Annotated in this window: 23 protein-coding genes and 3 tRNA genes; 3 read left to right on the plus strand and 23 right to left on the minus strand. The window is 71.4% G+C overall.

The features are described from left to right. Positions 1-209: 209 nt before the first annotated feature. The 10 genes from rplL to IH61_RS0100660 form a co-directional block, all read right to left on the minus strand. Entirely contained in the window at positions 210-590 is a 381-nt protein-coding gene (rplL, locus tag IH61_RS0100615) for a 50S ribosomal protein L7/L12 (RefSeq protein WP_031063152.1), read from the minus strand. 87 nt (positions 591-677) lie between these two features. Then, complete coding sequence (gene rplJ, locus IH61_RS0100620; RefSeq protein ID WP_031063155.1) at positions 678-1,241, minus strand: 50S ribosomal protein L10; 564 nt, start codon at positions 1,239-1,241, stop codon at positions 678-680. Positions 1,242-1,597: 356 nt separating this feature from the next. Further along, on the minus strand, positions 1,598-2,482 hold the full coding sequence (locus IH61_RS0100625) for a hypothetical protein (RefSeq protein WP_031063159.1): 885 nt from the start codon (positions 2,480-2,482) through the stop codon (positions 1,598-1,600). Positions 2,483-2,560: 78 nt separating this feature from the next. Further along, positions 2,561-3,391, minus strand: a complete 831-nt coding sequence (locus IH61_RS0100630) for a hypothetical protein (protein WP_031063161.1) — start codon at positions 3,389-3,391, stop codon at positions 2,561-2,563. 107 nt (positions 3,392-3,498) lie between these two features. Beyond that, the gene (locus IH61_RS0100635) at positions 3,499-4,299 is read right to left on the minus strand and encodes a hypothetical protein (protein ID WP_031063166.1); all 801 of its coding nucleotides are present in this window, start codon (positions 4,297-4,299) and stop codon (positions 3,499-3,501) included. Between the two features lie 221 nt (positions 4,300-4,520). Continuing rightward, positions 4,521-5,243: a 50S ribosomal protein L1 gene (rplA, locus tag IH61_RS0100640; RefSeq protein WP_031063169.1), complete on the minus strand. Its 723-nt coding sequence runs from the start codon at positions 5,241-5,243 to the stop codon at positions 4,521-4,523. Positions 5,244-5,345: 102 nt separating this feature from the next. Further along, on the minus strand, positions 5,346-5,780 hold the full coding sequence (gene rplK, locus IH61_RS0100645) for a 50S ribosomal protein L11 (RefSeq protein ID WP_031063174.1): 435 nt from the start codon (positions 5,778-5,780) through the stop codon (positions 5,346-5,348). A 166-nt stretch (positions 5,781-5,946) separates the two neighbouring features. Beyond that, entirely contained in the window at positions 5,947-6,867 is a 921-nt protein-coding gene (gene nusG, locus IH61_RS0100650; RefSeq protein WP_078910726.1) for a transcription termination/antitermination protein NusG, read from the minus strand. A 209-nt stretch (positions 6,868-7,076) separates the two neighbouring features. Beyond that, a complete protein-coding gene (secE, locus tag IH61_RS0100655; RefSeq protein ID WP_031063180.1) occupies positions 7,077-7,436 on the minus strand; it encodes a preprotein translocase subunit SecE in 360 nt (119 codons plus the stop codon). Positions 7,437-7,586: 150 nt separating this feature from the next. Beyond that, positions 7,587-7,659, minus strand: a tRNA-Trp gene (locus IH61_RS0100660). Between the two features lie 284 nt (positions 7,660-7,943). Here IH61_RS0100660 and IH61_RS0100665 point away from each other — a divergent pair. Then, the gene (locus IH61_RS0100665) at positions 7,944-9,191 is read left to right on the plus strand and encodes a pyridoxal phosphate-dependent aminotransferase (protein ID WP_031063183.1); all 1,248 of its coding nucleotides are present in this window, start codon (positions 7,944-7,946) and stop codon (positions 9,189-9,191) included. Between the two features lie 167 nt (positions 9,192-9,358). Further along, the gene (locus IH61_RS0100670) at positions 9,359-10,402 is read left to right on the plus strand and encodes an adenosine deaminase (protein WP_199823248.1); all 1,044 of its coding nucleotides are present in this window, start codon (positions 9,359-9,361) and stop codon (positions 10,400-10,402) included. Between the two features lie 31 nt (positions 10,403-10,433). Here IH61_RS0100670 and IH61_RS0100675 read toward each other — a convergent pair whose 3' ends face one another. From IH61_RS0100675 to IH61_RS0100710, 8 genes are all read right to left on the minus strand, one after another. Continuing rightward, positions 10,434-11,477, minus strand: coding sequence for a UDP-N-acetylmuramate dehydrogenase (locus tag IH61_RS0100675; RefSeq protein ID WP_031063188.1), 1,044 nt, complete (start codon positions 11,475-11,477; stop codon positions 10,434-10,436). A 112-nt stretch (positions 11,478-11,589) separates the two neighbouring features. Beyond that, a complete protein-coding gene (locus IH61_RS0100680) occupies positions 11,590-13,071 on the minus strand; it encodes an MFS transporter (protein ID WP_037971197.1) in 1,482 nt (493 codons plus the stop codon). 91 nt (positions 13,072-13,162) lie between these two features. Next, entirely contained in the window at positions 13,163-13,741 is a 579-nt protein-coding gene (locus IH61_RS0100685; protein WP_234326967.1) for a TetR/AcrR family transcriptional regulator, read from the minus strand. 112 nt (positions 13,742-13,853) lie between these two features. After that, on the minus strand, positions 13,854-14,276 hold the full coding sequence (locus IH61_RS0100690) for a MaoC family dehydratase (RefSeq protein WP_031063196.1): 423 nt from the start codon (positions 14,274-14,276) through the stop codon (positions 13,854-13,856). A gap of 5 nt (positions 14,277-14,281) precedes the next feature. Beyond that, positions 14,282-14,740 carry a MaoC family dehydratase N-terminal domain-containing protein gene (locus tag IH61_RS0100695; protein WP_031063200.1) on the minus strand — a complete coding sequence of 153 codons (459 nt, stop codon included), beginning with the start codon at positions 14,738-14,740 and terminating at the stop codon, positions 14,282-14,284. 135 nt (positions 14,741-14,875) lie between these two features. Then, positions 14,876-15,040, minus strand: a complete 165-nt coding sequence (gene rpmG / locus IH61_RS0100700) for a 50S ribosomal protein L33 (RefSeq protein WP_006604855.1) — start codon at positions 15,038-15,040, stop codon at positions 14,876-14,878. Positions 15,041-15,123: 83 nt separating this feature from the next. Next, positions 15,124-15,196, minus strand: a tRNA-Met gene (locus tag IH61_RS0100705). 43 nt (positions 15,197-15,239) lie between these two features. Further along, a tRNA-Thr gene (locus tag IH61_RS0100710) sits at positions 15,240-15,312 on the minus strand. Positions 15,313-15,572: 260 nt separating this feature from the next. Here IH61_RS0100710 and IH61_RS0100715 point away from each other — a divergent pair. Beyond that, positions 15,573-16,841 (plus strand): hydrolase, encoded by a 1,269-nt coding sequence (locus IH61_RS0100715; RefSeq protein ID WP_031063203.1) that lies wholly within the window; start codon positions 15,573-15,575, stop codon positions 16,839-16,841. 264 nt (positions 16,842-17,105) lie between these two features. Here the strand turns inward: IH61_RS0100715 and IH61_RS0100720 are convergent, their stop codons facing one another. The 5 genes from IH61_RS0100720 to kdpA all read right to left on the minus strand — a co-directional run bounded on the left by IH61_RS0100720 (position 17,106) and on the right by kdpA (position 24,974). Beyond that, entirely contained in the window at positions 17,106-17,780 is a 675-nt protein-coding gene (locus IH61_RS0100720; protein ID WP_031063206.1) for a response regulator, read from the minus strand. 73 nt (positions 17,781-17,853) lie between these two features. Then, the gene (locus tag IH61_RS0100725; protein ID WP_031063208.1) at positions 17,854-20,415 is read right to left on the minus strand and encodes a sensor histidine kinase; all 2,562 of its coding nucleotides are present in this window, start codon (positions 20,413-20,415) and stop codon (positions 17,854-17,856) included. A 133-nt stretch (positions 20,416-20,548) separates the two neighbouring features. Then, positions 20,549-21,178, minus strand: coding sequence for a potassium-transporting ATPase subunit KdpC (kdpC, locus tag IH61_RS0100730; RefSeq protein WP_031063210.1), 630 nt, complete (start codon positions 21,176-21,178; stop codon positions 20,549-20,551). A 20-nt stretch (positions 21,179-21,198) separates the two neighbouring features. Next, positions 21,199-23,313, minus strand: a complete 2,115-nt coding sequence (gene kdpB, locus IH61_RS0100735) for a potassium-transporting ATPase subunit KdpB (protein ID WP_031063211.1) — start codon at positions 23,311-23,313, stop codon at positions 21,199-21,201. After that, entirely contained in the window at positions 23,313-24,974 is a 1,662-nt protein-coding gene (gene kdpA, locus IH61_RS0100740) for a potassium-transporting ATPase subunit KdpA (protein ID WP_031063214.1), read from the minus strand. The genes kdpB and kdpA overlap by 1 nt, the downstream gene beginning before the upstream one ends.

Genomic DNA, 24,974 nt, shown 5'->3' on the forward strand with positions numbered 1-24,974 from the left:
CGGCGTTACAGAAGCCGTGGTGGGAGCCACCTCGATGACGGTGATCACCTTACTCCTCGCCACCGACAGTGCCGAGTGGGCGATCGGCCACACCGGTGGCCCGCTGAGCCGAAAGAGCGCCCGCGCCGGGCCGGGTACGCGAAAAGGCCGGGCCGACCACCACAGGGGTGATCGGCCCGGCCTCAGGCTCTCTCAGAGAGAGCGAGAAGTCACTTGACGGTGACCTTGGCGCCGGCGCCCTCGAGAGCGGCCTTGGCCTTCTCGGCAACGTCCTTGGCAACCTTCTCCAGAACCTTGGCACCAGCGGTGTCAACGAGGTCCTTGGCCTCCTTCAGGCCGAGGGAGGTCAGGGTGCGCACCTCCTTGATGACCTGGATCTTCTTGTCGCCGGCACCCTCGAGGATGACGTCGAACTCGTCCTGCTCGGCCTCGGCCTCAACCGGGGCGGCAGCACCGGCGGCGGCAACGGCGACCGGGGCGGCAGCGGTGACGTCGAACTTCTCCTCGAAAGCCTTCACGAAGGCAGCGAGCTCGATGAGGGTGAGCTCCTCGAACTGCGCGAGCAGCTCGTCCTGGGTCAGCTTCGCCATGATGGCGTCCTTCCACTAAATCGGCAGGTGGTGCCGTATGTACGGGTTGGGCGGGCACGGGCCCGCAGCGAGGCGTGAGCCTGCCGATTACTCGGCGGCGGCGTCCTCGGCGGCGGGAGCCGGCGTACCGGCACCGCCCTGCTCGACCTTGTCGCGCAGCGCGTCCACAGTGCGGACGAGCTTCGACGGCAGGGCCTGGAAGAGCGCGGCAGCCTGGGACTGCTTGGCCTTCAGGGCACCCGCCAGCTTGGCGAGCAGCACCTCGCGGGACTCGAGGTCCGCGAGCTTCTTGATCTCATCGGCGGACAGCGCCTTACCGTCAAGGACACCGCCCTTGATGATGAGAGCGGGGTTCTCCTTGGCGAAGTCACGCAGAGCCTTCGCCGACTCCACCGGGTCACCGGTGACGAAGGCAGCAGCCGTCGGACCGTTGAACAGGTCGTCGAGCGCGGAGATCCCGGCCTCGTTGGCCGCGATCTTGGTCAGCGTGTTCTTCACCACGGCGTACTCGGCGTTGTCGCCGAGCGAGCGACGCAGGGTCTTGACCTGCTTCACCGAGAGACCGCGGTACTCGGTGAGCAGCACCGCAGAGGAGCCACGGAACTTCTCCGTGGCCTCGGCGACGGCAGCAGCCTTGTCGGGCCTGGCCATAGGCTTACGCCTCCTTCCGTGATGTCGAAGTCCGGCCGACCGTGAAAGTCGACCATCAGCACCTCGGACCGGCGGGGAAGGAAAGCTCCTGCAAAAAGCAATGAGCCCCGGTGCGCAGGCGCACGGGGCTCGCAGTGACCTCGACGGGCTCCACGCGGACGCGGCACCCGGAAGTCGAAAGCTCCAGACACACCTGCGCGGGCTGCCTGCGACGAATCGCAGATCCTTCGGCCACCGGCTCCCTGTCGGGTGCACGGCGACAACCAGCGGTCTTTGGCTTCCGCCAGAGTAGACCGACGCGCCCGGACGAAGCAAATCGCCCTCGGACGGAGTAGCGCGGCCCGGCCCGGCGCGACTCAGCGGGCCGTGGGCGGGACCGTTCGCACACCGGTGTCCACGGTGTCCGTCTCGGCCGGGGCCTGGGCGGAGAGCAGGGCGCCGGCGTGGTCGGAGTAGAGCACCGAGTCGTCCGCCCGGCCGGTGTCCCCGGTGCCGGTGCGCTGGAGCTTGACCAGCTGGTCCCTGTCGCTGAGCCAGAGGTCCAGCGTGAGCGTCCGGGAGCCGCCGGGGGCGAGCGCCGCCCGCAGGCCGTCCCGGCGGGCCTGGGACAGCTGGGTCTGGGCGGCCGCGTACTTCTCCGCGGTGGTGGTGACCCGGTAGTGCTCGACGGTCGAGTCGTCCAGCTTCTCCTCGCCGAGGAGGGTCGCCTCCACGCCGTCCGCGGTGGCGGCGGCGAGCGCCTCGACGGGGTTCAGCAGGTCGATCAACGCCGCGTACGGGACCTCCTTGCGGCCGTCCGGGCCGGGCGGGACGGTGAAGCGCTCCCAGTGCCGGCCGCCCTGGCGGGCCGCGGTGGCCGCGTCGCCGCCCTGGTAGGCGACGGTGTCCACGACGATCAGCTCCTGGGGGCCGGCCGCGGTGGAGCGCTTGAGCTGCATCGCGGTCTTGGGTGCCCAGAACAGCGGCCCCGAGCCGGCGTCCGCGCCCAGCCGGTAGCTGACCTTGGCCCGGCGGGCGGTCTGCATGGCCAGCTCCGCGGAGAGCAGGACGCCGTGCGGGGAGCGGTCCGTCGGCTTGGCCGGGCCGGTCGGGGTGGAGCTGGTCGCCGGGGCGCGGGTGGGGCTGGGGCTGGTGCTCCCCCCGGCCGCCGCCGCGTCCCCTCCCCCGTCACAGCCGGTCAGCGCCCCGCCCGCGAGCAGCACGACGACGGCCAGGGCCGCCAACCGCCGCCGTGCCGCCATCGTCCGTTCCTCCCTCGCCCCGCCCTCGGGCCTACCTTGCCATCCCGGGCCGGGCCGGCAGGTGCCGACCCCCGCCGGTCAGCCGAGCAGCTTGCTCAGGTCGCCGTCGGCGACGTCCTTGGCGGCGGGGGCCTCGACCGGCGCCGCCTTGCCGAGGCCCGAGTACTTGACGGTGGTGGGGTCCTGGCTCCCCTTGGCGTCGCCGTGCTCCTGGAGCTTGACCAGCTCCAGCTTGTCGTTGATCCAGAAGTCGACGGTGAGGGTCTTGCCCTCCAGTTCCACCACCCTCTGGACGGCCGCGTGCTGCTCCGCCGAGAGGCCCGTCATTCCGGCGATCAGCACGCTGCTGTCCTCGGTGGCGCGGATGTGGGTGGCCTTGGCGCCGCCCACGTCCTCCGGGTCGAGCTTGGTCAGCTTCCCGCTCTGGGCGGCGACGGTCAGCTGGACCACCGGGTTGACCATCAGGGCCGCGACCTGGAGGCCCCCGCCCAGCGCGCTCGTGGCGGGCATCCGCATCCAGGTCTTGCCGCTCGGCGCCTTGGCTCCGAGCGCCTCGGTGCCCAGGTACGCGTCGGCCCCGACCACGCGGAGGTGGAGGGGCTTGCCGTCGGTCTTGCTGGTGAGGTCGACCGCCGGCTTGGACGGGTTGTTCCAGTGGGCGTCCCCGGTCGAGGGGTCCGGATCGCCGGCCTCGTCGACCTCGACCTTGCTGTTGCCGGCCTTCTGCATCACCAGTGCGCTGGCCGTCAGCTGGGCCTTCGGATCCCCGTCGGGCTTGGCCGCGGCGGGAGCCGCGGAAGCGGCGTCACCGACGGAGGCCGTCTTCTGGTCGTTGCTCTTGCTGCTGCCGCAGGCGGTGGCGGTGCCGAACAGGACGGTGGCGGCCACGACGGCCGAAGCGATGCGCACAACGCGCATGAAGATCCCCCAGAGACCTCGGCGGCCCGCGTCGGGCCGATTCCCGTGCGGACTCTACCGATCAACGACGCCCGCCCGCACCGGAACGGTTTCCTCCGTCAGCCGGTGGCACCGGGCGCCGGGGCCGTGCTCTCCTCGGCGGGGCCGATGTCCGTCGTGGTGACCGTCGTCCCGGCGGTGCCGGCGGCCGTCTCACGCATCCTCAGCAGCTTGTCCCCCGGCCCGACCCAGAGGTCGTACCCGAGCGTCGCGACCCCGCGCCCCTGGTACCAGCCGACCGTGGCGGCCACCTGCTGCGGGCTCAACTCGCCGCCCGCGCCGAAGAGTTCGGCCACCTCCACGGTGCCCCGGTAGTGCGCGACGGTCGCGCCGCCCAGCTCCTCGCCGCCCAGGGAGGAGAGCTTGGCGGTCTGCGCGACGGCGTACGCCCGGCTGCCGGGGTTGGTGACCAGGGCGGTCATCCAGCCGCCCGCCCAGGGCGCCGGGGCGGCCCCCACGGCGGCGGCCGGGTCCAGGGACTCGGCGGCCGCCCGGTCGCCGTGCTTGGCCGCTCCGCCCTGGTAGGCGAGGTCGAGCACGCCGTCGCGGACGGTCAGCCGCCCGGTGCCCAGTTCATCGGTGACGGTCAACGCGCCCTCGTCCCGGGCTCCCCAGGTGAGCGTGCCGCCCGCCGTGCGCCGGCCGGCCGGGCCCTCCTGGAGCACCGTGATCCGGGCGCCGCCGGAGTCGTCCAGCGCCTGGGCCGCGGTGAGCACCACCTGCCGGGGCGGCACCGAGGCGGGCCTGCCGGGGGGCTCGGCGTTCGGGGCGGCCAGGAGGCTGCAGCCGGTGGTGGCGCCGAGCAGCAGCAGGGCCGCTGCCGCCGCCCGAACGGTGCGGGGAAGAGGGGCGGGCGGCACGGTTCACTCCGGCGGTCACGGGTTCTCCACATGATCTGACCGGCGAAGCGTACGACGACTCGGGCGTACGTTCCCATCCGCGCAGGCCACGGCCCGTCGCCCACAACAGAGAACGCGAGCGGAGAGGCCGCGGAGAACGGCCACGGCGAACGACGGCGGGCCCGCCCCCCCGGTGAAGGGGGTACGGGCCCGCCGTACGGACTGCTCTAGAGCGCTGGGGCTCAGACCGCGGCCGGGTCCTCCTCGGTGAGGAGGTTACGGGTGCGGTTCGGGTCCACCAGGATGCCGGGGCCCATGGTGGTCGAGAACGCGGTCTTCTTGATGTAGCGGCCCTTGGCGGCGGACGGCTTGGCGCGGAGCACCTCGTCCAGCGCGGCGGCGTAGTTCTCGACCAGCTGCTCGTCGGTGAAGGAAGCCTTACCGATGATGAAGTGCAGGTTCGAGTGCTTGTCGACGCGGAACTCGATCTTGCCGCCCTTGATCTCGTTGACGGCCTTGGCGACGTCCGGGGTCACGGTGCCGGTCTTCGGGTTCGGCATCAGACCACGGGGACCGAGCACGCGGCCGAGGCGGCCGACCTTGCCCATGAGGTCCGGGGTGGCGACGACGGCGTCGAAGTCCAGACGACCCTTGGCGACCTCGTCGATCAGCTCGTCGGAGCCGACGATGTCGGCGCCAGCAGCACGCGCGGCCTCGGCACGCTCGCCGGTCGCGAAGACCAGGACCCGAGCGGTCTTACCGGTGCCGTGCGGGAGGATCACGGTGCTGCGGACCATCTGGTCGGCCTTGCGCGGGTCGACGCCCAGACGCATGGCGACCTCGACGGTGCCGTCGAACTTGGTGGTGCTGGTCGCCTTGGCGAGGCGGACGGCCTCGAGGGGGGCGTAAAGGCGCTCGCGGTCGACCTGGGCGTCCGCGGCCTTCAGGGCCTTGCTGCGCTTCATAGCTGCTCCTGAATGGTGAATGGAGTTGTGGTGTCACGGGCCTGCGCAGGCCCTACCACAGGGAACGGCTGAGCCGATTTATCCCTGGCGGGATGGGGAGGATCAGCCCTCGACGGTGATGCCCATCGACCGGGCGGTGCCGGCGATGATCTTCGCCGCCGCGTCCAGGTCGTTGGCGTTCAGGTCGGGCATCTTGGTGGTGGCGATCTCGCGGACCTGGGCGCTCGTGAGCTTGGCGACCTTGGTCTTGTGCGGCTCGCTGGAGCCCTTGTCGATACCGGCGGCCTTCAGGATCAGGCGGGCGGCCGGCGGCGTCTTCGTGATGAAGGTGAAGGAACGGTCCTCGTAGACCGTGATCTCCACCGGCACGATCATGCCGCGCTGCGACTCGGTCGCGGCGTTGTACGCCTTGCAGAACTCCATGATGTTGACGCCGTGCTGGCCGAGCGCGGGGCCGACCGGCGGCGCCGGGTTGGCCGCACCGGCGTTGATCTGGAGCTTGATAAGCCCCGTGACCTTCTTCTTCTTGGGAGGCATGTCTCTCCGGGTCCTTCCGAGAGGTGATTGCTGGTGCGTGCGGAACCGGGGCGACACCCGGTCGCCAGCACACACATCGGACCAGGCTAACGCGTATGCGCCGCTGGACCAAAACGGATTCGGGGCGGGGCCGTCGGCCCCGCCCCGAAGTCCGAAGACCGTACGACTAGTTCTTCTGGATCTGGTCGAAGGACAGCTCGACCGGGGTCTCGCGGCCGAAGATCTCCACGAGGCCCTTGACCTTCTTCGAGTCCGGGTTGATCTCGTTGATGGTGGCCTGGAGGGTCGCGAACGGGCCGTCGGTGACGGTGACCGAGTCGCCGACCTCGAAGTCCAGGACCTGGATCTCGCTCGGCTTGACCGGCGACGGCTTGCCGGCCTCCTTGGCGGCCTGGCGCTCGACGTCGGGGGCGAGCATCTTGACGACCTCGTCCAGGGTCAGCGGGTACGGGTCGTAGGCGTTGCCCACGAAGCCGGTGACGCCGGGGGTGTTGCGCACGACGCCCCAGGACTCGGGGGTGAGGTCCATGCGCACCAGGACGTAGCCGGGGAGCTTGTTCTGGCGGATGGTCTTGCGGTCGCCGTTCTTGATCTGGACGACCTCCTCCTGCGGCACCTCGGCCTGGAAGATGTACTCCTCGACGTTCAGCGAGACGGCGCGCTGCTCCAGGTTCTGCTTCACCCGGTTCTCGTAGCCGGCGTAGGTGTGGATCACGTACCACTCGCCGGGCATGAAGCGCAGGTCCTCGCGGAACTTGGCGACCGGGTCGACCTCCTCCTCGGCCTCCTCGGCGTCCTCCTCGACGGCCTCGGCGTCCTGGGCAGCCTCGTCGACCTCGTCGAGCTCGCTGGGGTCGGCGACCTCGACGGCGTCCTCGTCGCCCTCCACGTGCAGCGCGGCCTCCTCGGCCGGCTCGCCCGCCTCGGCCTCGTCGAACGCCTCGACCTCGTCCTCGTCGCCGTCCACGGCGTCGACGATCTGCTCGGCGGGCTCGGCTTCGACAGCCAGCTCGGCCGCGTCCAGCTCGGCGGCGACATCCGCCTCGCGGACGGTCTCGTCGGCGTCGTACAGGGGGGACTCAGACACGGTGGCTGCTTCTTTCCTGGAGATGGTGAAGGTGGCGCGCTCCGAAGCCGGCCCGTCGCACGAGCGAACGCGGGAGCGTCGGACGTGGTCTCGGAGACTTCAACAGTACCGAGTCAACGGTAGCCGCGCGTACGTCCGCCGCCGACAGCTCGACCCGGACCGAAGGATCGGCCCGGGTCGGGAGACGTTTCGAAGGTGGGGCGGCAGGATCAGCCGAAGACCCAGAGGCTCAGCTTGGAGAAGCCGTAGTCGAGGCCGGCCACGAAGGCCATCACGACCACCACGAAGGTGACCACGACGGCGGTGTAGCTGGTCAGCTCGCCCTTGCTCGGCCAGACGACCTTGCGCAGCTCGGCGATGATCTGGCGGTAGAAGAGGCCCATGCGGGCGAACGGGCCCTTCTTGGCCCGCTTGCCGGCCTTCTTCTCGCCGGAGCGGTTGGCCCGCTTGCGGTCGCGGCGAGAGAGCGCCTTCTCCTCGCCGTCGACGGGCGTGGTCTCGGCAGCGCCGTCGGCCCCCTCGGGGTTGCCGCTCTCAGGCGTTGCGGTGGAGCCCGTGGTCTCCGTCACTCGTCCTCACCTGAATCCGGGTCCTGCCGGACCTCTTACCCGCACCCGGTGAGGGGCACGGACGGCCGGCTAAGCGGTGCTGATGGTGCCCTCTCCGCATCAAGCCCGCTCGCTCTGTGGAGCGAACGGGCTGAGATGAGGATCGAACAGCAGGGCAAGAGGGACTCGAACCCCCAACCGCCGGTTTTGGAGACCGGTGCTCTACCAATTGAGCTATTGCCCTACGGAACCTCGCGGCGCCGTGGCGACCAACCTACCGCATTCGACCACGTTGTCTGTACAGACGGTGAAAGCTGCGGTCTTTTTCGGCGGGCCGTCGAGCAGCGAGTGTACGTGGTCGAGGGGTGTTTGGTCGAACCTCTTCTTCCGCGACCGGGGGCCCGGCGGCGATCGTCCTGCGTCGCCCGGCGATCACCGACGGATCGTCTGGGACCGGGATACGGACGGTCCCGTACGGATACTGGAACCACGATGCCCGGTCCGTCCGGGTTCTGCGACGATGCAGGCATGAGCGCTTCCACCCCGCAGCCCGACCAGTCCATCCGCCCCGCCGACCGCCGGGTCTCCGCCCGGATCGGCGCGATCGCCGAGTCCGCGACCCTCGCCGTGGACGCCAAGGCCAAGGCCCTCAAGGCGGCCGGCCGTCCGGTGATCGGCTTCGGCGCCGGCGAGCCCGACTTCCCGACCCCGGACTACATCGTCGAGGCGGCCGTCGAGGCTTGCCGCGACCCGAAGAACCACCGCTACACCCCGGCGGGCGGGCTGCCCGAGCTCAAGGAGGCGATCGCGGCCAAGACGCTGCGCGACTCCGGCTACCGCGTGGACGCCTCCCAGGTGCTGGTCACCAACGGCGGCAAGCAGGCCATCTACGAAGCCTTCGCCGCGATCCTCGACCCGGGCGACGAGGTCATCGTCCCGGCGCCGTACTGGACCACCTACCCGGAGTCGATCCAGCTCGCCGGCGGTGTCCCGGTGGAGGTCGTCGCCGACGAGACCACCGGCTACAAGGTCTCGGTCGAGCAGCTGGAGGCCGCCCGCACCGAGAACACCAAGGTGGTGCTCTTCGTCTCGCCGTCCAACCCGACCGGCGCGGTGTACACCGAGGCCGAGGCCGAGGCGATCGGCCGCTGGGCCCTGGAGCACGGCCTGTGGGTGCTCACCGACGAGATCTACGAGCACCTGGTCTACGGCGACGCGACCTTCACCTCGCTGCCGGCCCTGCTGCCCGAGCTGGCCGACAAGTGCGTCGTGGTCAACGGCGTCGCCAAGACCTACGCGATGACGGGCTGGCGCGTGGGCTGGGTGATCGGCCCCAAGGACGTGATCAAGGCCGCGACCAACCTGCAGTCGCACGCCACCTCCAACGTCTCCAACGTCGCCCAGCGCGCGGCCCTGGCCGCCGTCGCCGGCGACCTGGACGCCGTCGCCGAGATGCGCGAGGCGTTCGACCGCCGCCGCCGGACCATCGTGCGGATGCTCAACGAGATCGAGGGCGTCGTCTGCCCCGAGCCCGAGGGCGCCTTCTACGCGTACCCGTCGGTCAAGGCCCTGCTGGGCAAGGAGATCCGCGGTCAGCGCCCGCAGACCTCCGCCGAGCTGGCCGCGCTGATCCTGGACGAGGCCGAGGTCGCGGTCGTCCCGGGCGAGGCTTTCGGCACCCCCGGCTACCTGCGCCTGTCCTACGCGCTGGGCGACGCCGACCTGATCGAGGGCGTCAGCCGCCTGCAGAAGCTGCTGGGCGAGGCCCGCGACTGAGCCGCGACAGCCGAGCTCCGGGTCCGGGTGAGCGCTGAACCCGAGCGCTGACGCCCGACGTCGGAGCGACGCGCGGGATTCACCCGCGGAACCGCCCTCTTTCACCCCTTCGGGGGACGGTGAGAGGGCGGTTCCCGTTCGGGGGCCGGATGCGGCAGTATTCGCCAATGGAACGCCTGTTGAACCCGCACGACGTGAGGGACCTCCCGAAGGCCCACCTGCACCTGCACTTCACCGGCTCGATGCGCCCGGCCACCCTGCTGGAACTGGCCGACAAGCACGGGGTCCGGCTGCCGGAGGCGCTCAGCTCCGGCGAACCGCCGAGCCTGCGCGCCACCGACGAACGCGGCTGGTTCCGCTTCCAGCGCCTGTACGACACCGCCCGCTCCGTCCTGCGGGACGAGGAGGACATCCGCCGGCTGGTCCTGGAGACGGCCGAGGACGAGCGGCGCGACGGCTCCCGCTGGCTGGAGATCCAGGTCGACCCGACCTCCTACGCACCCCGGCTCGGCGGGCTGATCCCCGCGCTGGAGCTGATCCTCGACGCGGTGGAGCAGGCTTCCCTGGCCACCGGGGTGGGCATCCGGGTGCTGGTCGCCGCGAACCGGATGAAGTCCCCGATGGACGCCAGGACACTGGCTCGCCTGGCTGTCCGGTACACCGACCGGGGCGTGGTCGGCTTCGGCCTCTCCAACGACGAGCGCCGGGGCCTGGCCCGCGACTTCGACCGCGCCTTCGAGATCGCCCGCAAGGGCGGGCTGCTGGCGGCCCCGCACGGCGGCGAGCTGGCCGGGCCCGAGTCCGTCCGGGACTGCCTGGACGACCTGGGCGCCGGCCGGATCGGCCACGGCGTGCGGGCCGCCGAGGACCCTCGGCTGATGGAGCGCCTCGCCGCCCGGCAGATCACCTGCGAGGTCTGCCCGTCCTCCAACGTCTCGCTCGGCGTCTACGAGCGGCCCGAGGACGTCCCGCTGCGCCGGCTGTTCGACGCCGGGGTGCCGCTGGCACTCGGCGCGGACGACCCGCTGCTCTTCGGCAGCCGGCTGGCCTCGCAGTACGAGCTGGCGCGCGAGGTGCTGGGCTTCTCCGACGCCGAACTCGCCGAGCTGGCACGGCAGTCGGTGCGCGGCTCCTGCGCGCCGGAGTCGGTCCGCCGGGAGATCCTGGCGGACGTCGACGCCTGGCTGGTGGGCCAGCCGGTGGCCGTCTAGAGCTCTGGTCGGCTCTAGACGGCCAGAGCTCCTAGAGCTTGACGCCCACCATCACGGGCTCGTTGACCAGCTCCACCCCGAAGACCTCGCGGACGCCGTCCCGGATCTCCCGGGCCAGCGCCAGCAGGTCCTCGGCGGTGGCCGCGCCGCGGTTGGTGAGCGCCAGGGTGTGCTTGGTGGAGAGGGTCGCCGGGCCGCTGCCGTAGCCCTTGCCGAAGCCCGCCCGGTCGATCAGCCAGGCCGCCGAGGTCTTGGTGCGGCCCTCCGGGGCCGGGTAGGCGGGGGCGTTCTCGGTGCCCGGGCGGGTCCGGAAGGACTCGTACTGCGCGGCGGTGAGCACCGGGTTGGTGAAGAAGGAGCCGGCCGACCAGGTGTCGTGGTCCTGCGGGTCCAGCACCATGCCCTTGCCCGCGCGCAGCAGCAGCACGGCGTTCCAGGCGGTGCGGACGTCCACGCGCTCGCCCTGCTCGACTCCCAGGTGCCGGGCCGTCTCGGCGTAGGCGACGGGGGTGGAGAGCCCCTCCGCGTCCTGGAGCGCGAAGCGCACCCGCAGGACGACGTAGCGCTCCGGGTCGGCCTTGAAGCGGCTGTGGCGGTAGGAGAACCCGCACTCGGCGTTGGTGAGGGTGACCACCTCGCCGCAGCGGCGGTCGTAGGCGACCACCTCGGTGATCGACTGCGACACCTCCTGGCCGTAGGCGCCGACGTTCTGCACCGGGGTGGCGCCGGCCGAGCCGGGGATGCCGGCCAGGAACTCGATGCCGGCCAGGCCGTGCTCCAGCACGGTGGCGGTCACGGCGTCGGCCCACACCTCGCCGGCCGCCAGCTCCAGGACGGTGCCGTCCAGGGCGAAGCCGGTGGTGGCGATCCGCAGGACGGTGCCGGGGAAGCCCGCGTCGCCGATCACCAGGTTGGAGCCGCCGCCGAGGACGAGCAGCGGCTCGCCCGCCGTGTCGGCCTCGCGGACGGCGGCGATCACCTCGTCGTCGGTGTGGGCGGTGACGAGGCGGCGGGCCGGGCCGCCGAGCCGCAGCGTGGTGAGCGGGGCGAGGGGGGCGTCGTTTTCTACCAGCACGCCCACCAGCGTACGGGGGCGCGGGCGCGGTCCCAGGACCACGCCCCCGCCCGGCCCTTCCGGGCCCGCCGTCCGGATCCGTCCGGATTCATCCGGATCCGTTCAGATCCGTTCAGATCCGCACGGGCTCCGCCGCGGCGTCCACGGGCTCGCCCGCCGCCTTGGGCCCGGCCGGCGCGGGCGCCGGCCGCTGCGGCAGGAGGAAGGCGCAGACCGCGCCCAGCAGCACCACGCCGGCGCCGACGTACAGCGCCGGGATCATCCCGTCGACGTAGGACTTCTCGGTGCCGAACCCGCCCTGCGCGGAGAACACCGCGGAGAGGACGGCCACGCCGAGCGCCCCGCCGACCTCGCGCAGCGCGTTGTTGGCGCCGGAGGCGATGCCCTGCTCCTCCGGGCGGACGCTGTCCATCACCAGGGTGGCCATCGGCGCGAAGTACAGCGACATCCCGACACCGCAGAGCACGACGGCGGGGACCACCGGGCCGTACTCGAAGTGCTCGAGGTTGTCGTTGATCAGCGCGTACAGGCCCAGGCCGAGGCTCTGGACCACCAGGCCCGCGAAGACGATCCGCCGGCCGCCGATCCTGTCGGCCAGCGCGCCGGCGAACGGGGAGACCAGCAGGGGCATGCCCGTCCACGGGAGCATCCGGATGCCGGCCTCCTGCGGGGAGTAGCCGCCGACGGTCTGGAGGTGCTGGCTGATCAGGAAGATCGAGCCGAACATGCCGAGGAACATCAGCAGGCCGGAGGCGTTGACCATCGAGAACGACCGGCTGCGGAAGAGCCGCATCGGCAGCATCGGGTGCTTGGCGCCGTACTGCTCGTACAGGACGAAGCCGACCAGCAGCACCGCGCCGGCGGTCAGCGAGGACAGGACCAGCGGGCTGGTCCAGCCGTCCGGGTTGCCGCGGATCAGGCCGAGGACGACGCCGAACATGCCGCCGCTGACGAGCAGGGTGCCGACCACGTCCAGGGACGGGCTGGCGCCGCGGCTCTCGCGCAGGTGCAGGGCGGCGAGCGGGATCAGGACGAGGCCGACGGGGACGTTGACCCAGAAGATCCACTGCCAGGAGAAGTGCTCGGTCAGGGAGCCGCCGACCAGCGGGCCGGTGGCGACGGCGAGGCCGTTGACGCCGGACCAGATGCCGAAGGCCATGCCGCGCTTGGCGGCGGGGACGACCGCGGTCAGCAGGGTGAGGGTGAGCGGCATCGACACCGCGGCGCCGGCGCCCTGGACGGCGCGGGCGGCGATCAGCGCGCCGATGCCGGGCGAGAGCGCGGCGGCGGCGGAGCCGACGGTGAAGAGCGTGAGGCCGGCCAGGAAGATCTTGCGCCGCCCGAACCGGTCGCCGAGGGCCGCGCCGAACATCAGCAGCACGGCGAAGGACAGGGTGTAGGCGCTGACCGTCCACTCCAGGTCGGAGAGGCCGCCGCCGAGCTCCTCGCGGATGGAGGGCAGGGCGGTGGTGACGACCAGGTTGTCCAGGCTGGCCATGAAGCCGGCGACGCTGGTGATGACCAGGGTCCAGACACCGGTCCTGCCGAGGGCGGGCGACTCCTCCCGCGCCTCCTGTTCCTTGCTCTCGGTCATGGTGAAACCCCCGGAACCTCTCAGGTAGTTAGCGATCAATAACTTTGAAGGGCCGAAAAAAAGGCCGCGCGATCACCCCCGCGCGGCCCGCCTACTCGACGCCTTCGGGCGTACCGCCCCCGGCTTCCTCGAAGCCGGCCCAGACCCAGTGGTCCTGGGGATAGCCCAGTGCCACCAGGGTGTTGATCAGCATTCCGTGCGCGAAGAACTCCGTGGCGTTCTTCGCGTCCCCGCCGATCCGCTCCTTGACCCGGTTGAACAGCTCCTCCCAGAGCTCCCGGGCCGTCGCCCCGATCTCGTCCTCGCCCGCGGTCCTGGCGGCGAACACCGAGACGTACAGCTGCATCTGCATCATCAGTCGATCGCGGTCCTCGACCAGGCCCATGTACGCGTCGGACATGGCCCGGGCCGCGTCCTCGCCCGTCAGCCCGGCCGAAACCTCGTCGAAGACCTGCCAGGTCTCCTCGATGCAGCGCTCGGCGGCCGCCGTGAACATCGCCTGCTTGCCGGGGAACAGCCGGAACAGGTACGGCTGCGAGACCCCGACGCGGCGGGCGATCGACTCCGTCGACGTTCCCCTGTAACCACTGCGGGCGAACTCGATCATCGCGGCCCGGACGACGCTCTCGCGCCGCTCCTCCGCACTCATCCGCATGCTCGACTTCGCCATGGCCTTCAAGTTAGTGGCCAATCACTATCTTCGCAAGACCCCAGGTCGCGACGGCCGCAACGACCGCGACGGGGCCGCCGTACGGGCCCCGTCGCGACCTGGAGTCCGTGCCTCAGGACAGGCGGACGACCGCCCGCGACATCCCGAGCACCTTCTGGCCGCCCGTGGTGGCGACCAGGTCGACCTGCACCTTGTGGTCGTCCAGCTTCTTGGCGACCTTGGCCGAGACCTCGATCACCGCGCCGACCCCGTCGTTGGGCACCGGCACCGGCCGGGTGAAGCGCACGCCGTACTCGAGCACCGCGGCCGGGTCGCCCGTCCAGTCGGTGACCACCCGGATCGCCTGGGCCATGGTGAACATGCCGTGCGCGATGACGTCGGGCAGGCCGACCTCCAGCGCGAACTTCTCGTTCCAGTGGATCGGGTTGAAGTCCCCCGAGGCGCCCGCGTACTGCACCAGCGTGGCGCGCGTCACCGGGAAGGACTGCGCCGGCAGCTCGGTGCCGACCTCGACCTCGTCGTAGCCGATCGTCATCGCGCTCACTTCCCCGTCTCGTCGGCGGCCCGGGCCACCAGCGTCATGACCGACGTCACCACGTGCTCGCCCGTGGCGTCCGTCACCTCACCGCGCACGGTGAGCACGTCGTTGCCCGCCAGCGACTTGATGTTGTCGATGAAGACCTCGACGGAGAGCCGGTCACCGGCCCGCACCGGGCGGGTGTAGGCGAACTTCTGGTCGCCGTGCACCACCCGGCTGTAGTCCAGGCCCAGCTCCGGGTCGTTCACGACCTGGCCGGTCGCCGTGAAGGCGATCACGAACGGGAAGGTCGGGGGGGCGATCACGTCCGGGTGGCCGAGCGCCTTGGCCGCCTCCGCGTCGGTGTACGCGGGGTTGGCGTCCCCGATCGCGATCGCGAACTCGCGGATCTTCTCCCGGCCGACCTCGTACGGCTCGGTGGGCGGGTAACCACGCCCGATGAAGGAGGGGTCGAGCGCCATGACAGCTCCTCGGAACACTGATGGACGGTACGGGGACGGATGTGGAAATGACTCCGGGCCGCACCCCTCGTGAGGGATACGGCCCGGAGTCGAAGACCTGATTTCACACAGGCCCGATGATTCCCCGCGAAGGGGTCAGCGGGTCTCGCGGTGCGCGGTGTGCGAGTTGCAGCGGGGGCAGTGCTTCTTCATCTCAAGACGGTCCGGGTCGTTACGCCGGTTCTTCTTGGTGATGTAGTTCCGCTCCTTGCACTCCACGCAGGCCAGCGTGATCTTCGGGCGGACATCGGTGGCAGCCACGGGAGTGCCTTCCTTGGACAACGAATAAGAACACGACAAGAGTAGCCGACCGGGAGTGCGATCTCCCGACCGACTACGCGGGGTAGCGGTGACCGGACTTGAACCGGTGACACAGCGATTATGAGCCGCTTGCTCTACCAACTGAGCTACACCGCCACAGTGATCCTCGGCACAGCCGGAGCTGACCGTTTCTCACCAGAGCCCCCATGCGGAATCGAACCGCAGACCTTCTCCTTACCATGGAGACGCTCTACCGACTGAGCTATAGGGGCGAACGAGGAAGAGATTACACGTTCCGCGCCCAGAGGTGAAATCCGTATCCGGGGGCGAGACCGCAGGCCAACGGCTTGCAACGGGCAGACGATCCGAGGTCTGGCGTTCGAGCACCCCGCGAACCCACGGCCCGGACCGATACGACTATTGCCCGCCTCCCGGCGCCCCGCCCCCGTCCGCCATAGGCTCGACCCTCATTGACCGGGAGGCCGACCGCACCGAACCGGGGCGGCCGTACGGCGCGACGAGGGAGCCCGCGATGGACAGCGCAGCCGCGGACGGGTCGCACTCCGGGCCCGGCCCTGCGGCCAACCCGCTCGGGCACGGCCCGGTCCTGCTGCTCACCGGCGCCCGGCTGATGGACGGGCGGGTGGTGGACGTCCGGATCAGCGGCGACCGCATCCAGGCCGTCGGCACGGTCGGCAGCCTCGGCCCGCTGCCCGCCCTGCCCGGCGCCCCCACCGTCACCACCGGCGCCCGGATCGACCTCAAGGGCTACCTCCTGCTGCCCGCCCCCGCGGAGCCGCACGCCCACTACGACGCCGCCTTCTCCGCCGCGCTCGCCACCCCTCCGCCGGAGACCCCGGACGACCTCACCCGCCGCGTCACCGAGGCCGCGCTCACCTCGCTCGGCTACGGCGCCACCGCGCAGCGCACCCACGTCCGCATCGGCGACGTCCACGGGCTGCGCCGACTGGAGGCGGTGCTCACCGCCCAGCAGGCGCTGCGCGGGCTGGCCGACCTCCAGGCGGTGGCGATGCCCCGGCTGCTCACCGGCCGGGCCGGCGCGGACGGGCGGGCGCAGCTGCGCGAGGCGCTCAAGCTGGGCGCCACGGCGGCGGGCGGCTGCCCGGAGCTGGACCCGGACCCGGCCGGGTACGTGCAGCTGCTGCTGGAGGCCGCCCGGGAGGCGGACTGCCCGGTGGACCTGCACACCACCGGTGCGGACGCACCCCAACTGGCCCGGCTGGTCGGCGCGTTGGCGCCGCTGCGGCCGAGGGTGACGCTGGGGCCCTGCGGGGCGCTGGCCCGGGGCGCGTCCACCGTGCTGGCCAGCGCCGGGGTCCGGGTCGTCTGCCTGCCGCAGAACGCCTGCTGCACCGGGCTGGAGGGCGCGGCGACGGGCCTGCGCCCGGGCCTGCTGCGGGAGTTGGCCGAGGCGCGGGTGCCGCTGGCGGCCGGGAGCGGGGCGCTGCGCGACCCGTCCAACCCCGTCGGCCGGGCGGATCCGCTGGAGGCCGCCCATCTGCTGGCGGCGGGCCGGGAGTTGGACGTGGAGGCCGCGTACGACGCGGTGGCGAACCAGGCGCGGGCGGTGCTCGGGCTGGCGCCGGTGCGGGTGGACGCCGGGTTCCCGGCGGAGCTGCTGGCGGTGCGCGGGGACAGCCTGGCCGGGGCGCTCTCCGGCGGGCACAGCCGGCTGGTGGTGCACAGCGGCCGGGTGGTCAGCCGGACCAGCGCCGTACGGGAGTTCGCGGACACGGTGGCGCTGGCGCTGCCCCGGCAGTCGGGCGGCGTGGACGGCTAGGCCGAGTTCGGGCGATGGGGCCGTCCTGGTCCGAGAGTTAAAAGGGGCGCGCGACGTGATGTCGCGCGCCCCTCCCCCACCTACTGGCCGCCTCTCGGCGGCTCGGAGCGGACCCAGGCTTCCCCCACTTGGAGCAGGACCCGCTCGCTTCAGCACTGACGCTACGCCCGTGCAGCACCACCGCTGACCGGCCCTGACGCTCTCCTGTCGCGCGGAGAGCCGCTCTTGACGGGCCTCTGACGGCCCGTACGGCCGAAGGCCGCCCTACGGCTCGTACCGGTACCCGATCCCGGGCTCGGTGATCAGGTGGCGCGGCCGGGCCGGGTCCGGCTCCAGCTTGCGGCGCAGCCCGGCCAGGTAGACCCGCAGGTAGTTGCCGCGGGCCTCCTGGGCCGGGCCCCACACCTCCCGCAGGATCTGCCGTCCGGGCACCAGGCGGCCGGGATTGGCGAGCAGCAGGGCGAGGATGCGCCACTCCGTCGGGGTGAGCCGCACCGGGCCTTCGGGGCCGGTGACGGTGGTGGCGGCGAGGTCGACGGTGTGCGCGCCGATGACGGGCCGGCCGGGCGGGGGGCCGCCGAGGGGGCGGCGCAGCACCGCCCTGAGCCGGGCGAGGAGTTCGTCCATCTGGAACGGCTTGGTGAGGTAGTCGTCGGCGCCGGCGTCGAGGGCGCTCACCTTGTCGGCGGAGTCGGCCCGGCCGGAGAGCACGATGATCGGCATGGCGCTGCGGGTGCGCAGGCCGCGCAGTACGTCCATGCCGTCGAGGTCCGGTAGGCCGAGGTCGAGCAGGACGGCGTCCGGGAGGGTGTGCGCGGCGCGGTCCAGGGCTTCACCGCCGGTGGCGGCGGTGCGGACGGCGTACCGGCGGGCGCTGAGGTTGATCCGCAGGGTCCGTAGGAGGGCGGGTTCGTCGTCGACGATCAGGATCTCGCTCATGCGCCCGCCTCGCTTCGCTCGCCGGGCGCTTCGCGGGACACGCACCTCTCGGCGGTTCGTTCACTTCGTTCACTCACGCTTCGGGTCCCTCCCCTGGGACGGCGGGCGGCACGGTGGGCCGGGCGGCGGGCAGGGTGAGCAGCATGGTGGTGCCGCCGCCGGGGGTGTCCTCGACCTCCAGGCTGCCGCCCATGGCCTCGGCGAGGCCCCGGGAGAGGGCGAGGCCCAGGCCGACGCCGGTGGTGTTGTCGGTGTCGCCGAGGCGCTGGAACGGCAGGAAGACGCTGTCGCGGTCCTCGGGGGCGATGCCGGGGCCGCGGTCGATCACCCGGATCTCGACCAGGTCGGCGTGGTGGCTGGCGGTGACCAGGACGGGTGCGCCGGGGGCGTTGTAGCGCAGCGCGTTGGTGATCACGTTGGCGAGGACGCGTTCCAGCAGCGGCGGGTCCGCGAGCACCGGCGGGGCGGTGTCGAGGTCGAGCGGCTGGATGGGGGCGTACGGGTCGGGCAGGCTGTCGAGGGCCCGGGGCAGGATCTCGTCCAGGTGGGTCTCGGTGAGGTGCAGGGTGAGGGCGCCGGCCTGGAGGCGGCTCATGTCGAGCAGGTTGTCCACCAGACGGGTGAGTTTGACCAGCGATTCGTCGGCGGTGGCGAGGAGCTCGGCCTGGTCCTCGGGCGAGAACTCGACGTCGGGGCTGCGCAGCGAGCCGACCGAGGCGAGGGCCGCGGCGAGCGGGGTGCGCAGGTCGTGGCTGACGGCGGCGAGCAGGGCGGTACGCATCCGGTCGGCGGCCTTGATGGGCTCCACCTCGGCGGCGACCACGGCCAGCCGGTCGCGTTCCAGGGCGGCGCCGACGTGGGCGGCGAAGGCGGTCAGCACCCGCTGGTCGGCGGCGGGCAGCCGGCGGCCGGTGAGCACGAGCAGGGCGTCCGCGCCGACCGGGACCTCGGTGGTCTCGTTCTGCCCGTCGCCCTCGTCCGGATGCTCGGCCTCGGAGTGGGCGAGCACCTCGCCCACGCGGGAGAGCAGGGCGACGGTCTGCATGCCGAAGGCCGTCCGGGACTTCTCCAGCAGGGCGGGCAGGGCGTCCGCGCCGCGCAGCACGCTGCCGGCCAGGGTGGAGAGGGTCTCGGCCTCGGCGGTGGCGCGGGCGGCGCGGCTGGTGAGGCGGCCGGCGTGGTCGACCACGGTGGAGACGGCCAGCGCGATGGCCGCGAAGACCACCAGGGCGACGATGTTGTTGGTCTCGCCGATGGTCAGGCTGTGGACGGGCGGGATGAAGTAGTAGTTCAGCAGCACCGAGGCGATGAAGGCGGCCAGCAGGGCGGAGACGGCGCCGCCGAGCAGGGCGACGATGACCACGCCGAGCTGGAAGATCAGGGCGTCGGTGGTGAGGTTGATGGTGTCGTGCGCCTGGGAGAGCACGGCGGTGAGCAGCCAGGGCAGCGTCAGTCCGGCGGCGTAGCCGAGGACGGTGCGGCGCTTGGAGTGGCGTCGGCCCAGGGAGGGCAGCCGGCCGCGGCCGGTGAACTCGTGGGTGACCATGTGGACGTCGATGTCCTCGGAGGCGTCCACGGTGGTCTCGCCGATTCCGGGGCCGGTGAGGAAGCGGTTGATCCGGCCGCGGCGGCTGGTGCCGAGCACCAGCTGGGTGGCGTCGTGGGCGCGGGCGAAGGCGAGCAGCGCGGTGGGGATGTCGTCGCCGACCACCACGTGGTAGCTGCCGCCGAGGGTCTCGACCAGCAGCCGCTGCTGGGCGAGCGCGCCGGAGGAGGCGCCGGCGAGGCCGTCGCTGCGGGAGACGTGGACGGCCAGGAGGTCCCCGCCGGCCGTCCGGTCGGCGATCCGGGCGGCGCGGCGGATCAGGGTCTCGCCCTCGGGGCCGCCGGTCAGGGCGACCACGACCCGCTCGCGGGTCTCCCAGACCCGGTCGATGCGGTGGGCGGCGCGGTAGTCGCGCAGGCCCTCGTCCACCCGGCCGGCGACCCAGAGCAGGGCGAGTTCGCGCAGGGCCGTGAGGTTGCCGACGCGGAAGTAGTTGGAGAGCGCGGCGTCCACCTTCTCCGCCTTGTAGACGTTGCCGTGGGCCATCCGGCGGCGCAGCGCCTGCGGGGCCATGTCGACGAGTTCGATCTGGTCGGCCCGGCGGACCACCTCGTCCGGGACGGTCTCGCGCTGGGGGATGCCGGTGATCTTCTGGACGACGTCGTTCAGTGATTCCAGGTGCTGGATGTTGACGGTGGTGATGACGTCGATCCCGGCGGCGAGGATCTCCTCGACGTCCTGCCAGCGCTTGGCGTGGCGGCCGCCGGGGATGTTGGTGTGCGCCAGCTCGTCCACGAGCACGACGGAGGGGCGGCGGGCGAGCAGCCCGTCGAGGTCCATCTCCTCGAACTCGGCGTCCCGGTAGGAGCGGTGGACGCGGGGAACCACCTCCAGGCCCTCCAGCATGGCCTCGGTGTGGCGGCGGCCGTGGCACTCGATGTACCCGACCACGACGTCGACCCCGCGCTCCTGTCTGCGCCGGGCCTCGTCCAGCATCCGGTAGGTCTTGCCGACCCCCGGGGCGGAACCGAGGTACACCCTCAGCCGGCCGCCGCGGGTGCCGGTGCCGGGGGTGAGGTCGCGGGCCATGGGCGCTGCTCTTTCGTCATCGCGGGACGGTCGGGGTGTGCGGTGGAACCGGCCGGACATGCGGCTGGCCGACCCGGGCCGGGAGCAAGCTCCGGGCCCGGGTCGGCCAGCTAACACTTCATCAGATCCGGTGTCACTTCTGCTCGCTGATCGCCTTGTTCAGCAGGACGACGTTGACGCCCTCGCCGCCGAGGAAGCCGAGGGACCGCCCCTCGGTGTACTTCTCGACCAGCTTGGAGACGGCCTCCTCCGGCAGCTTGCGCTCGTGGGCGACCCGCTTGACCTGCTCCTTGGCGTAGGCCACCGAGATGTGCGGGTCGAGGCTGGAGCCGGAGGCGGTCAGCGCGTCGACCGGCACGCTCGCCGGGTCGACGCCGTCGAACTCGGCCACGGACTTGCGGCGCTCCTCGACGGCCTTCAGCAGGTCGTCGCTGTTCGGACCGAGGTTGCTGGCACCGGAGTTGTCCCCGGCGTAGCTGTTGGCGGAGGGCCGGGGCTGGAAGAACGCCGGGTCCGGCTGCGCCTCCTCGTTCTTGTCGTTGGGGTCCTTCTTCGGCAGGTTGTAGTTCTGGCCGAGGAGGCTGGAACCGACCTCCTTGCCGTCGGACTTCACGATCGACCCGTTGGCCTTGTCGCTGAACGCGACCTGGCTGATCCCGGTGACGAGAAGCGGGTACGCGATTCCGAGGATCACGGTGAGCACCAGGAGGACGCGCAGCGCGGTGAAGTGGGTGCGGACGGTCGTCGGCAGGGGCTTGGACATGGTTTCTCTCCTTCCCTGCGTCAGCTGAGGCCGGGGATGAACTGGACGATCAGGTCGATCAGCTTGATGCCGACGAACGGCACCACCAGGCCGCCGAAGCCGTAGACCGCGATGTTGCGGCGCAGCAGCGAACTGGCGTCCGACGGGCGGTACTTCACGCCGCGCAGAGCGAGCGGGATGAGGCCGATGATGACCAGGGCGTTGAAGATGATCGCCGAGGTGATCGCGGACTGGGGGCTGTGCAGGCCCATGATGTTGAGGTGGCTCAGGCCCGGGTAGACCCCGGCGAACATCGCGGGGATGATCGCGAAGTACTTGGCCACGTCGTTGGCGATCGAGAAGGTGGTCAGCGCGCCTCGGGTGATCAGCAGCTGCTTGCCGATCTCCACGATCTCGATGAGCTTGGTCGGGTTGGAGTCGAGGTCGACCATGTTGCCGGCCTCCTTGGCCGCCATGGTCCCGGTGTTCATCGCGACGCCGACGTCGGCCTGGGCCAGCGCGGGGGCGTCGTTGGTGCCGTCGCCGGTCATCGCGACCAGCTTGCCGCCCTCCTGCTCCTTCTTGATCAGGGCCATCTTGTCCTCGGGCGTGGCCTCGGCGAGGAAGTCGTCCACGCCGGCCTCCTCCGCGATCGCCTTGGCGGTCAGCGGGTTGTCGCCCGTGATCATGATGGTCTTGATGCCCATGCGGCGCAGTTCGTCGAAACGCTCCCGCATGCCCTCCTTGACCACGTCCTTGAGGTGGATGACCCCGAGGACGCGGGCGGGCTCGCTGCCGACCCGGATGGCCACGACCAGCGGGGTGCCACCGGCCGCGGAGATGCCGTCGACCAGGGTGGCGACCTCGTCGCCGACCGAGCCGCCGTTCTCCTTCACCCAGTTGGAGACCGCACCGGCGGCTCCCTTGCGGACCTGGTGCACGCCGTCGGACTCGTCCAGGTCCACACCCGACATGCGGGTCTGGGCGGTGAACGGCACCCAGGTGGCGTGCGTCAGCTCGCCCTGGGCGCGGGCCCGCAGACCGTACTCGGTCTTGGCGAGCACGACGATCGAGCGGCCCTCGGGGGTCTCGTCCGCGAGGGAGGACAGCTGGGCGGCGCCGGCCAGCTCGCCCTGCTCCACCCCGGGGGCGGGCAGGAACTCGGCGGCCTGGCGGTTGCCCAGGGTGATGGTGCCGGTCTTGTCGAGCAGCAGGGTGTTGACGTCACCGGCGGCCTCGACGGCGCGGCCGGACATCGCCAGCACGTTGCGCTGGACGAGGCGGTCCATGCCGGCGATGCCGATCGCGGAGAGCAGCGCGCCGATGGTGGTCGGGATGAGCGCCACGATCAGGGCGACCAGGACGATCATCGACTGCGGGGCGCCCGCGAAGGTGGCCATCGGCTGGAGCGTGACGACCGCGACCAGGAAGACGATGGTCAGCGAGGCCAGCAGGATGTTGAGCGCGATCTCGTTGGGCGTCTTCTGCCGGGCGGCGCCCTCGACCAGGGCGATCATCCGGTCGATGAACGACTTGCCGGGCTCCGAGGCGATCTTCACCACGATCCGGTCGGACAGCACCTTCGTCCCGCCGGTCACCGCGGAGCGGTCACCGCCGGACTCGCGGATGACGGGCGCGGACTCGCCGGTGATCGCCGACTCGTCGACGCTGGCGACACCCTCGACGACGTCGCCGTCGCCGGGGATGACCTGCCCGGCCTCGACCACCACGTGGTCACCGAGCTGGAGCGCGGTGCCGGGCACCTCCTCCTCGGCCTGCGAGGCGGGCCAGTTGGTGAGCCGGCGGGCGACGCTGTCGGTCTTGGTCTTGCGCAGGGTGTCGGCCTGGGCCTTGCCGCGGCCCTCGGCGACGGCCTCCGCCAGGTTGGCGAAGACGGTGGTCAGCCAGAGCCAGACGGTGATCGCCCAGGCGAAGACGGACGGGTTGACGATCGCGGAGACGGTGGTGACCACCGAGCCGACCTCGACCACGAACATGACCGGGTTCTTGACCATCACCCGGGGGTCGAGCTTCTTCACCGCGTCCGGCAGGGAGGCGACGATCAGCTTCGGGTCGAGGAGGCCGCTCTGCACTCTGTGCGGCGCGGCGTGATCGGCCTGGTCCGCCGGTACGGGGTTCAGGGTGGGGGTGGACATCAGGAGAGACCTTCCGCGAGCGGCCCGAGGGCCAGGGCCGGGAAGTAGGTGAGGCCGACGACGATCAGGATCACGCCCGACAGCAGGCCCACGAACAGCGGCTTGTGGGTGGGCAGGGTGCCCGGTGTGGCCGGAACCGGCTGCTGCTGCGCGAGCGAGCCGGCCAGCGCGAGGACGAAGACGATCGGCAGGAACCGGCCGAAGACCATCGCCAGGCCGAGCGCCGTGTCGTACCAGTCGGTGTTGACGGTGATACCGCCGAAGGCCGAGCCGTTGTTGTTGGCGGCCGAGGTGAAGGCGTACAGCACCTCGGAGAAGCCGTGGGCACCCGAGTTGAGCATCCCGGCGCGCTCACCCGGCAGGGCCATCGCCACACCGGTGCCGACCAGCACGATGGTCGGGGTGGTGAGGATGTACAGCGAGGCGAACTTCATCTCGCGGCCGCCGAGCTTCTTGCCCAGGTACTCGGGGGTGCGCCCGACCATCAGGCCCGCGACGAACACCGCGACGATGGCCAGGACCAGCATGCCGTACAGGCCGGAACCCGTACCGCCGGGCGCGATCTCGCCCAGCATCATGTTGAAGATCGTGATCCCGCCGCCGAACGGCGTGAACGAGTCGTGGAAGGAGTTCACCGCACCGGTCGACGTCAGCGTCGTCGAGGCGGCGAACAGCGAGCTCGCCGCGATGCCGAAGCGCTGCTCCTTGCCCTCCATCGCGCCGCCCGCGGCCTGCAGGGCGGTGCCGTGGTGCTGCGACTCGGCGAAGGTCAGCAGAGCGACCGAGGCCACCCAGAACAGGCCCATCACCGCGACGATCGCGTAGCCCTGGCGGTTGTCCCCCACCATCCGGCCGAAGGTGCGCGGCAGCGCGAACGGGATCACCAGGAGGAGGAAGATCTCCAGCCAGTTGGTGAACCCGTTCGGGTTCTCGAACGGGTGCGCCGAGTTGGCGTTGAAGAAGCCGCCGCCGTTGGTGCCGAGCTCCTTGATGACCTCCTGGGAGGCCACCGGGCCGCCCGGGATCTTCTGCACGTCCCCGGCGAGGCCGGTGACCTCGTGGAAGCCGTGGAAGTTCTGGATGACGCCGTTGGCGGCCAGGACCAGCGCGAACACGATCGCGAGCGGCAGCAGCAGTCGCAGGTTGATGCGGACCAGGTCCACCCAGAAGTTGCCGACCCGGTCGGTCCTGTTACGGGTGAAGCCCCGGATCAGCGCGGCCACGACGGCGATGCCGACGGCGGCGGAGACGAAGTTCTGCACCGCCAGGCCCGCCATCTGCACCAGGTGGCCCATCGCGGACTCGCCGCTGTAGGACTGCCAGTTGGTGTTGGTGACGAACGAGATCGCGGTGTTCCACGCCTGGTGGCCGTCCATCTGCTGAACGCCCAGGTTCAGCAGCAGGAAGGTCTGCAGGCGGATCAGGCCGTACAGGAAGAGGACGGACACCGCCGAGAAGGCGAGCACCGAGCGCAGGTACACCGACCAACGCTGATCGGCGTCACCGTCGACGCCGATCACCTTGTAGATGCCACGCTCGACTCTGAGGTGCTTGGGCGTGGTGAGGACCCTGGCGATGTAGTCGCCAAGGGGGCGGTAGCACAGAGCCAGCGCCCCGACCAGGGCGAGGGCCTGAAGCCAGCCCGCGAGAGTGTTTCCCAT

Origin of the sequence: Streptomyces sp. NRRL WC-3742 (genome assembly GCF_000720635.1) — a bacterium.
Taxonomy (GTDB): domain Bacteria; phylum Actinomycetota; class Actinomycetes; order Streptomycetales; family Streptomycetaceae; genus Kitasatospora.

Coding starts and splice junctions, on each gene's coding strand:
- IH61_RS0100695 (WP_031063200.1), bottom strand. CDS start 14,740: ATGGCGCTCGACCCCTCCTTCATCGGGCGTGGTTACCCGCCCACCGAG.
- IH61_RS0100715 (WP_031063203.1), top strand. CDS start 15,573: ATGGACAGCGCAGCCGCGGACGGGTCGCACTCCGGGCCCGGCCCTGCG.
- IH61_RS0100665 (WP_031063183.1), top strand. CDS start 7,944: ATGAGCGCTTCCACCCCGCAGCCCGACCAGTCCATCCGCCCCGCCGAC.
- kdpA (WP_031063214.1), bottom strand. CDS start 24,974: ATGGGAAACACTCTCGCGGGCTGGCTTCAGGCCCTCGCCCTGGTCGGG.
- rplJ (WP_031063155.1), bottom strand. CDS start 1,241: ATGGCCAGGCCCGACAAGGCTGCTGCCGTCGCCGAGGCCACGGAGAAG.
- IH61_RS0100625 (WP_031063159.1), bottom strand. CDS start 2,482: ATGGCGGCACGGCGGCGGTTGGCGGCCCTGGCCGTCGTCGTGCTGCTC.
- IH61_RS0100680 (WP_037971197.1), bottom strand. CDS start 13,071: ATGACCGAGAGCAAGGAACAGGAGGCGCGGGAGGAGTCGCCCGCCCTC.
- IH61_RS0100690 (WP_031063196.1), bottom strand. CDS start 14,276: ATGACGATCGGCTACGACGAGGTCGAGGTCGGCACCGAGCTGCCGGCG.
- IH61_RS0100685 (WP_234326967.1), bottom strand. CDS start 13,741: ATGGCGAAGTCGAGCATGCGGATGAGTGCGGAGGAGCGGCGCGAGAGC.
- IH61_RS0100720 (WP_031063206.1), bottom strand. CDS start 17,780: ATGAGCGAGATCCTGATCGTCGACGACGAACCCGCCCTCCTACGGACC.
- rplA (WP_031063169.1), bottom strand. CDS start 5,243: ATGAAGCGCAGCAAGGCCCTGAAGGCCGCGGACGCCCAGGTCGACCGC.
- IH61_RS0100725 (WP_031063208.1), bottom strand. CDS start 20,415: ATGGCCCGCGACCTCACCCCCGGCACCGGCACCCGCGGCGGCCGGCTG.
- IH61_RS0100670 (WP_199823248.1), top strand. CDS start 9,359: ATGGAACGCCTGTTGAACCCGCACGACGTGAGGGACCTCCCGAAGGCC.
- kdpC (WP_031063210.1), bottom strand. CDS start 21,178: ATGTCCAAGCCCCTGCCGACGACCGTCCGCACCCACTTCACCGCGCTG.
- rplK (WP_031063174.1), bottom strand. CDS start 5,780: ATGCCTCCCAAGAAGAAGAAGGTCACGGGGCTTATCAAGCTCCAGATC.
- rplL (WP_031063152.1), bottom strand. CDS start 590: ATGGCGAAGCTGACCCAGGACGAGCTGCTCGCGCAGTTCGAGGAGCTC.
- kdpB (WP_031063211.1), bottom strand. CDS start 23,313: ATGTCCACCCCCACCCTGAACCCCGTACCGGCGGACCAGGCCGATCAC.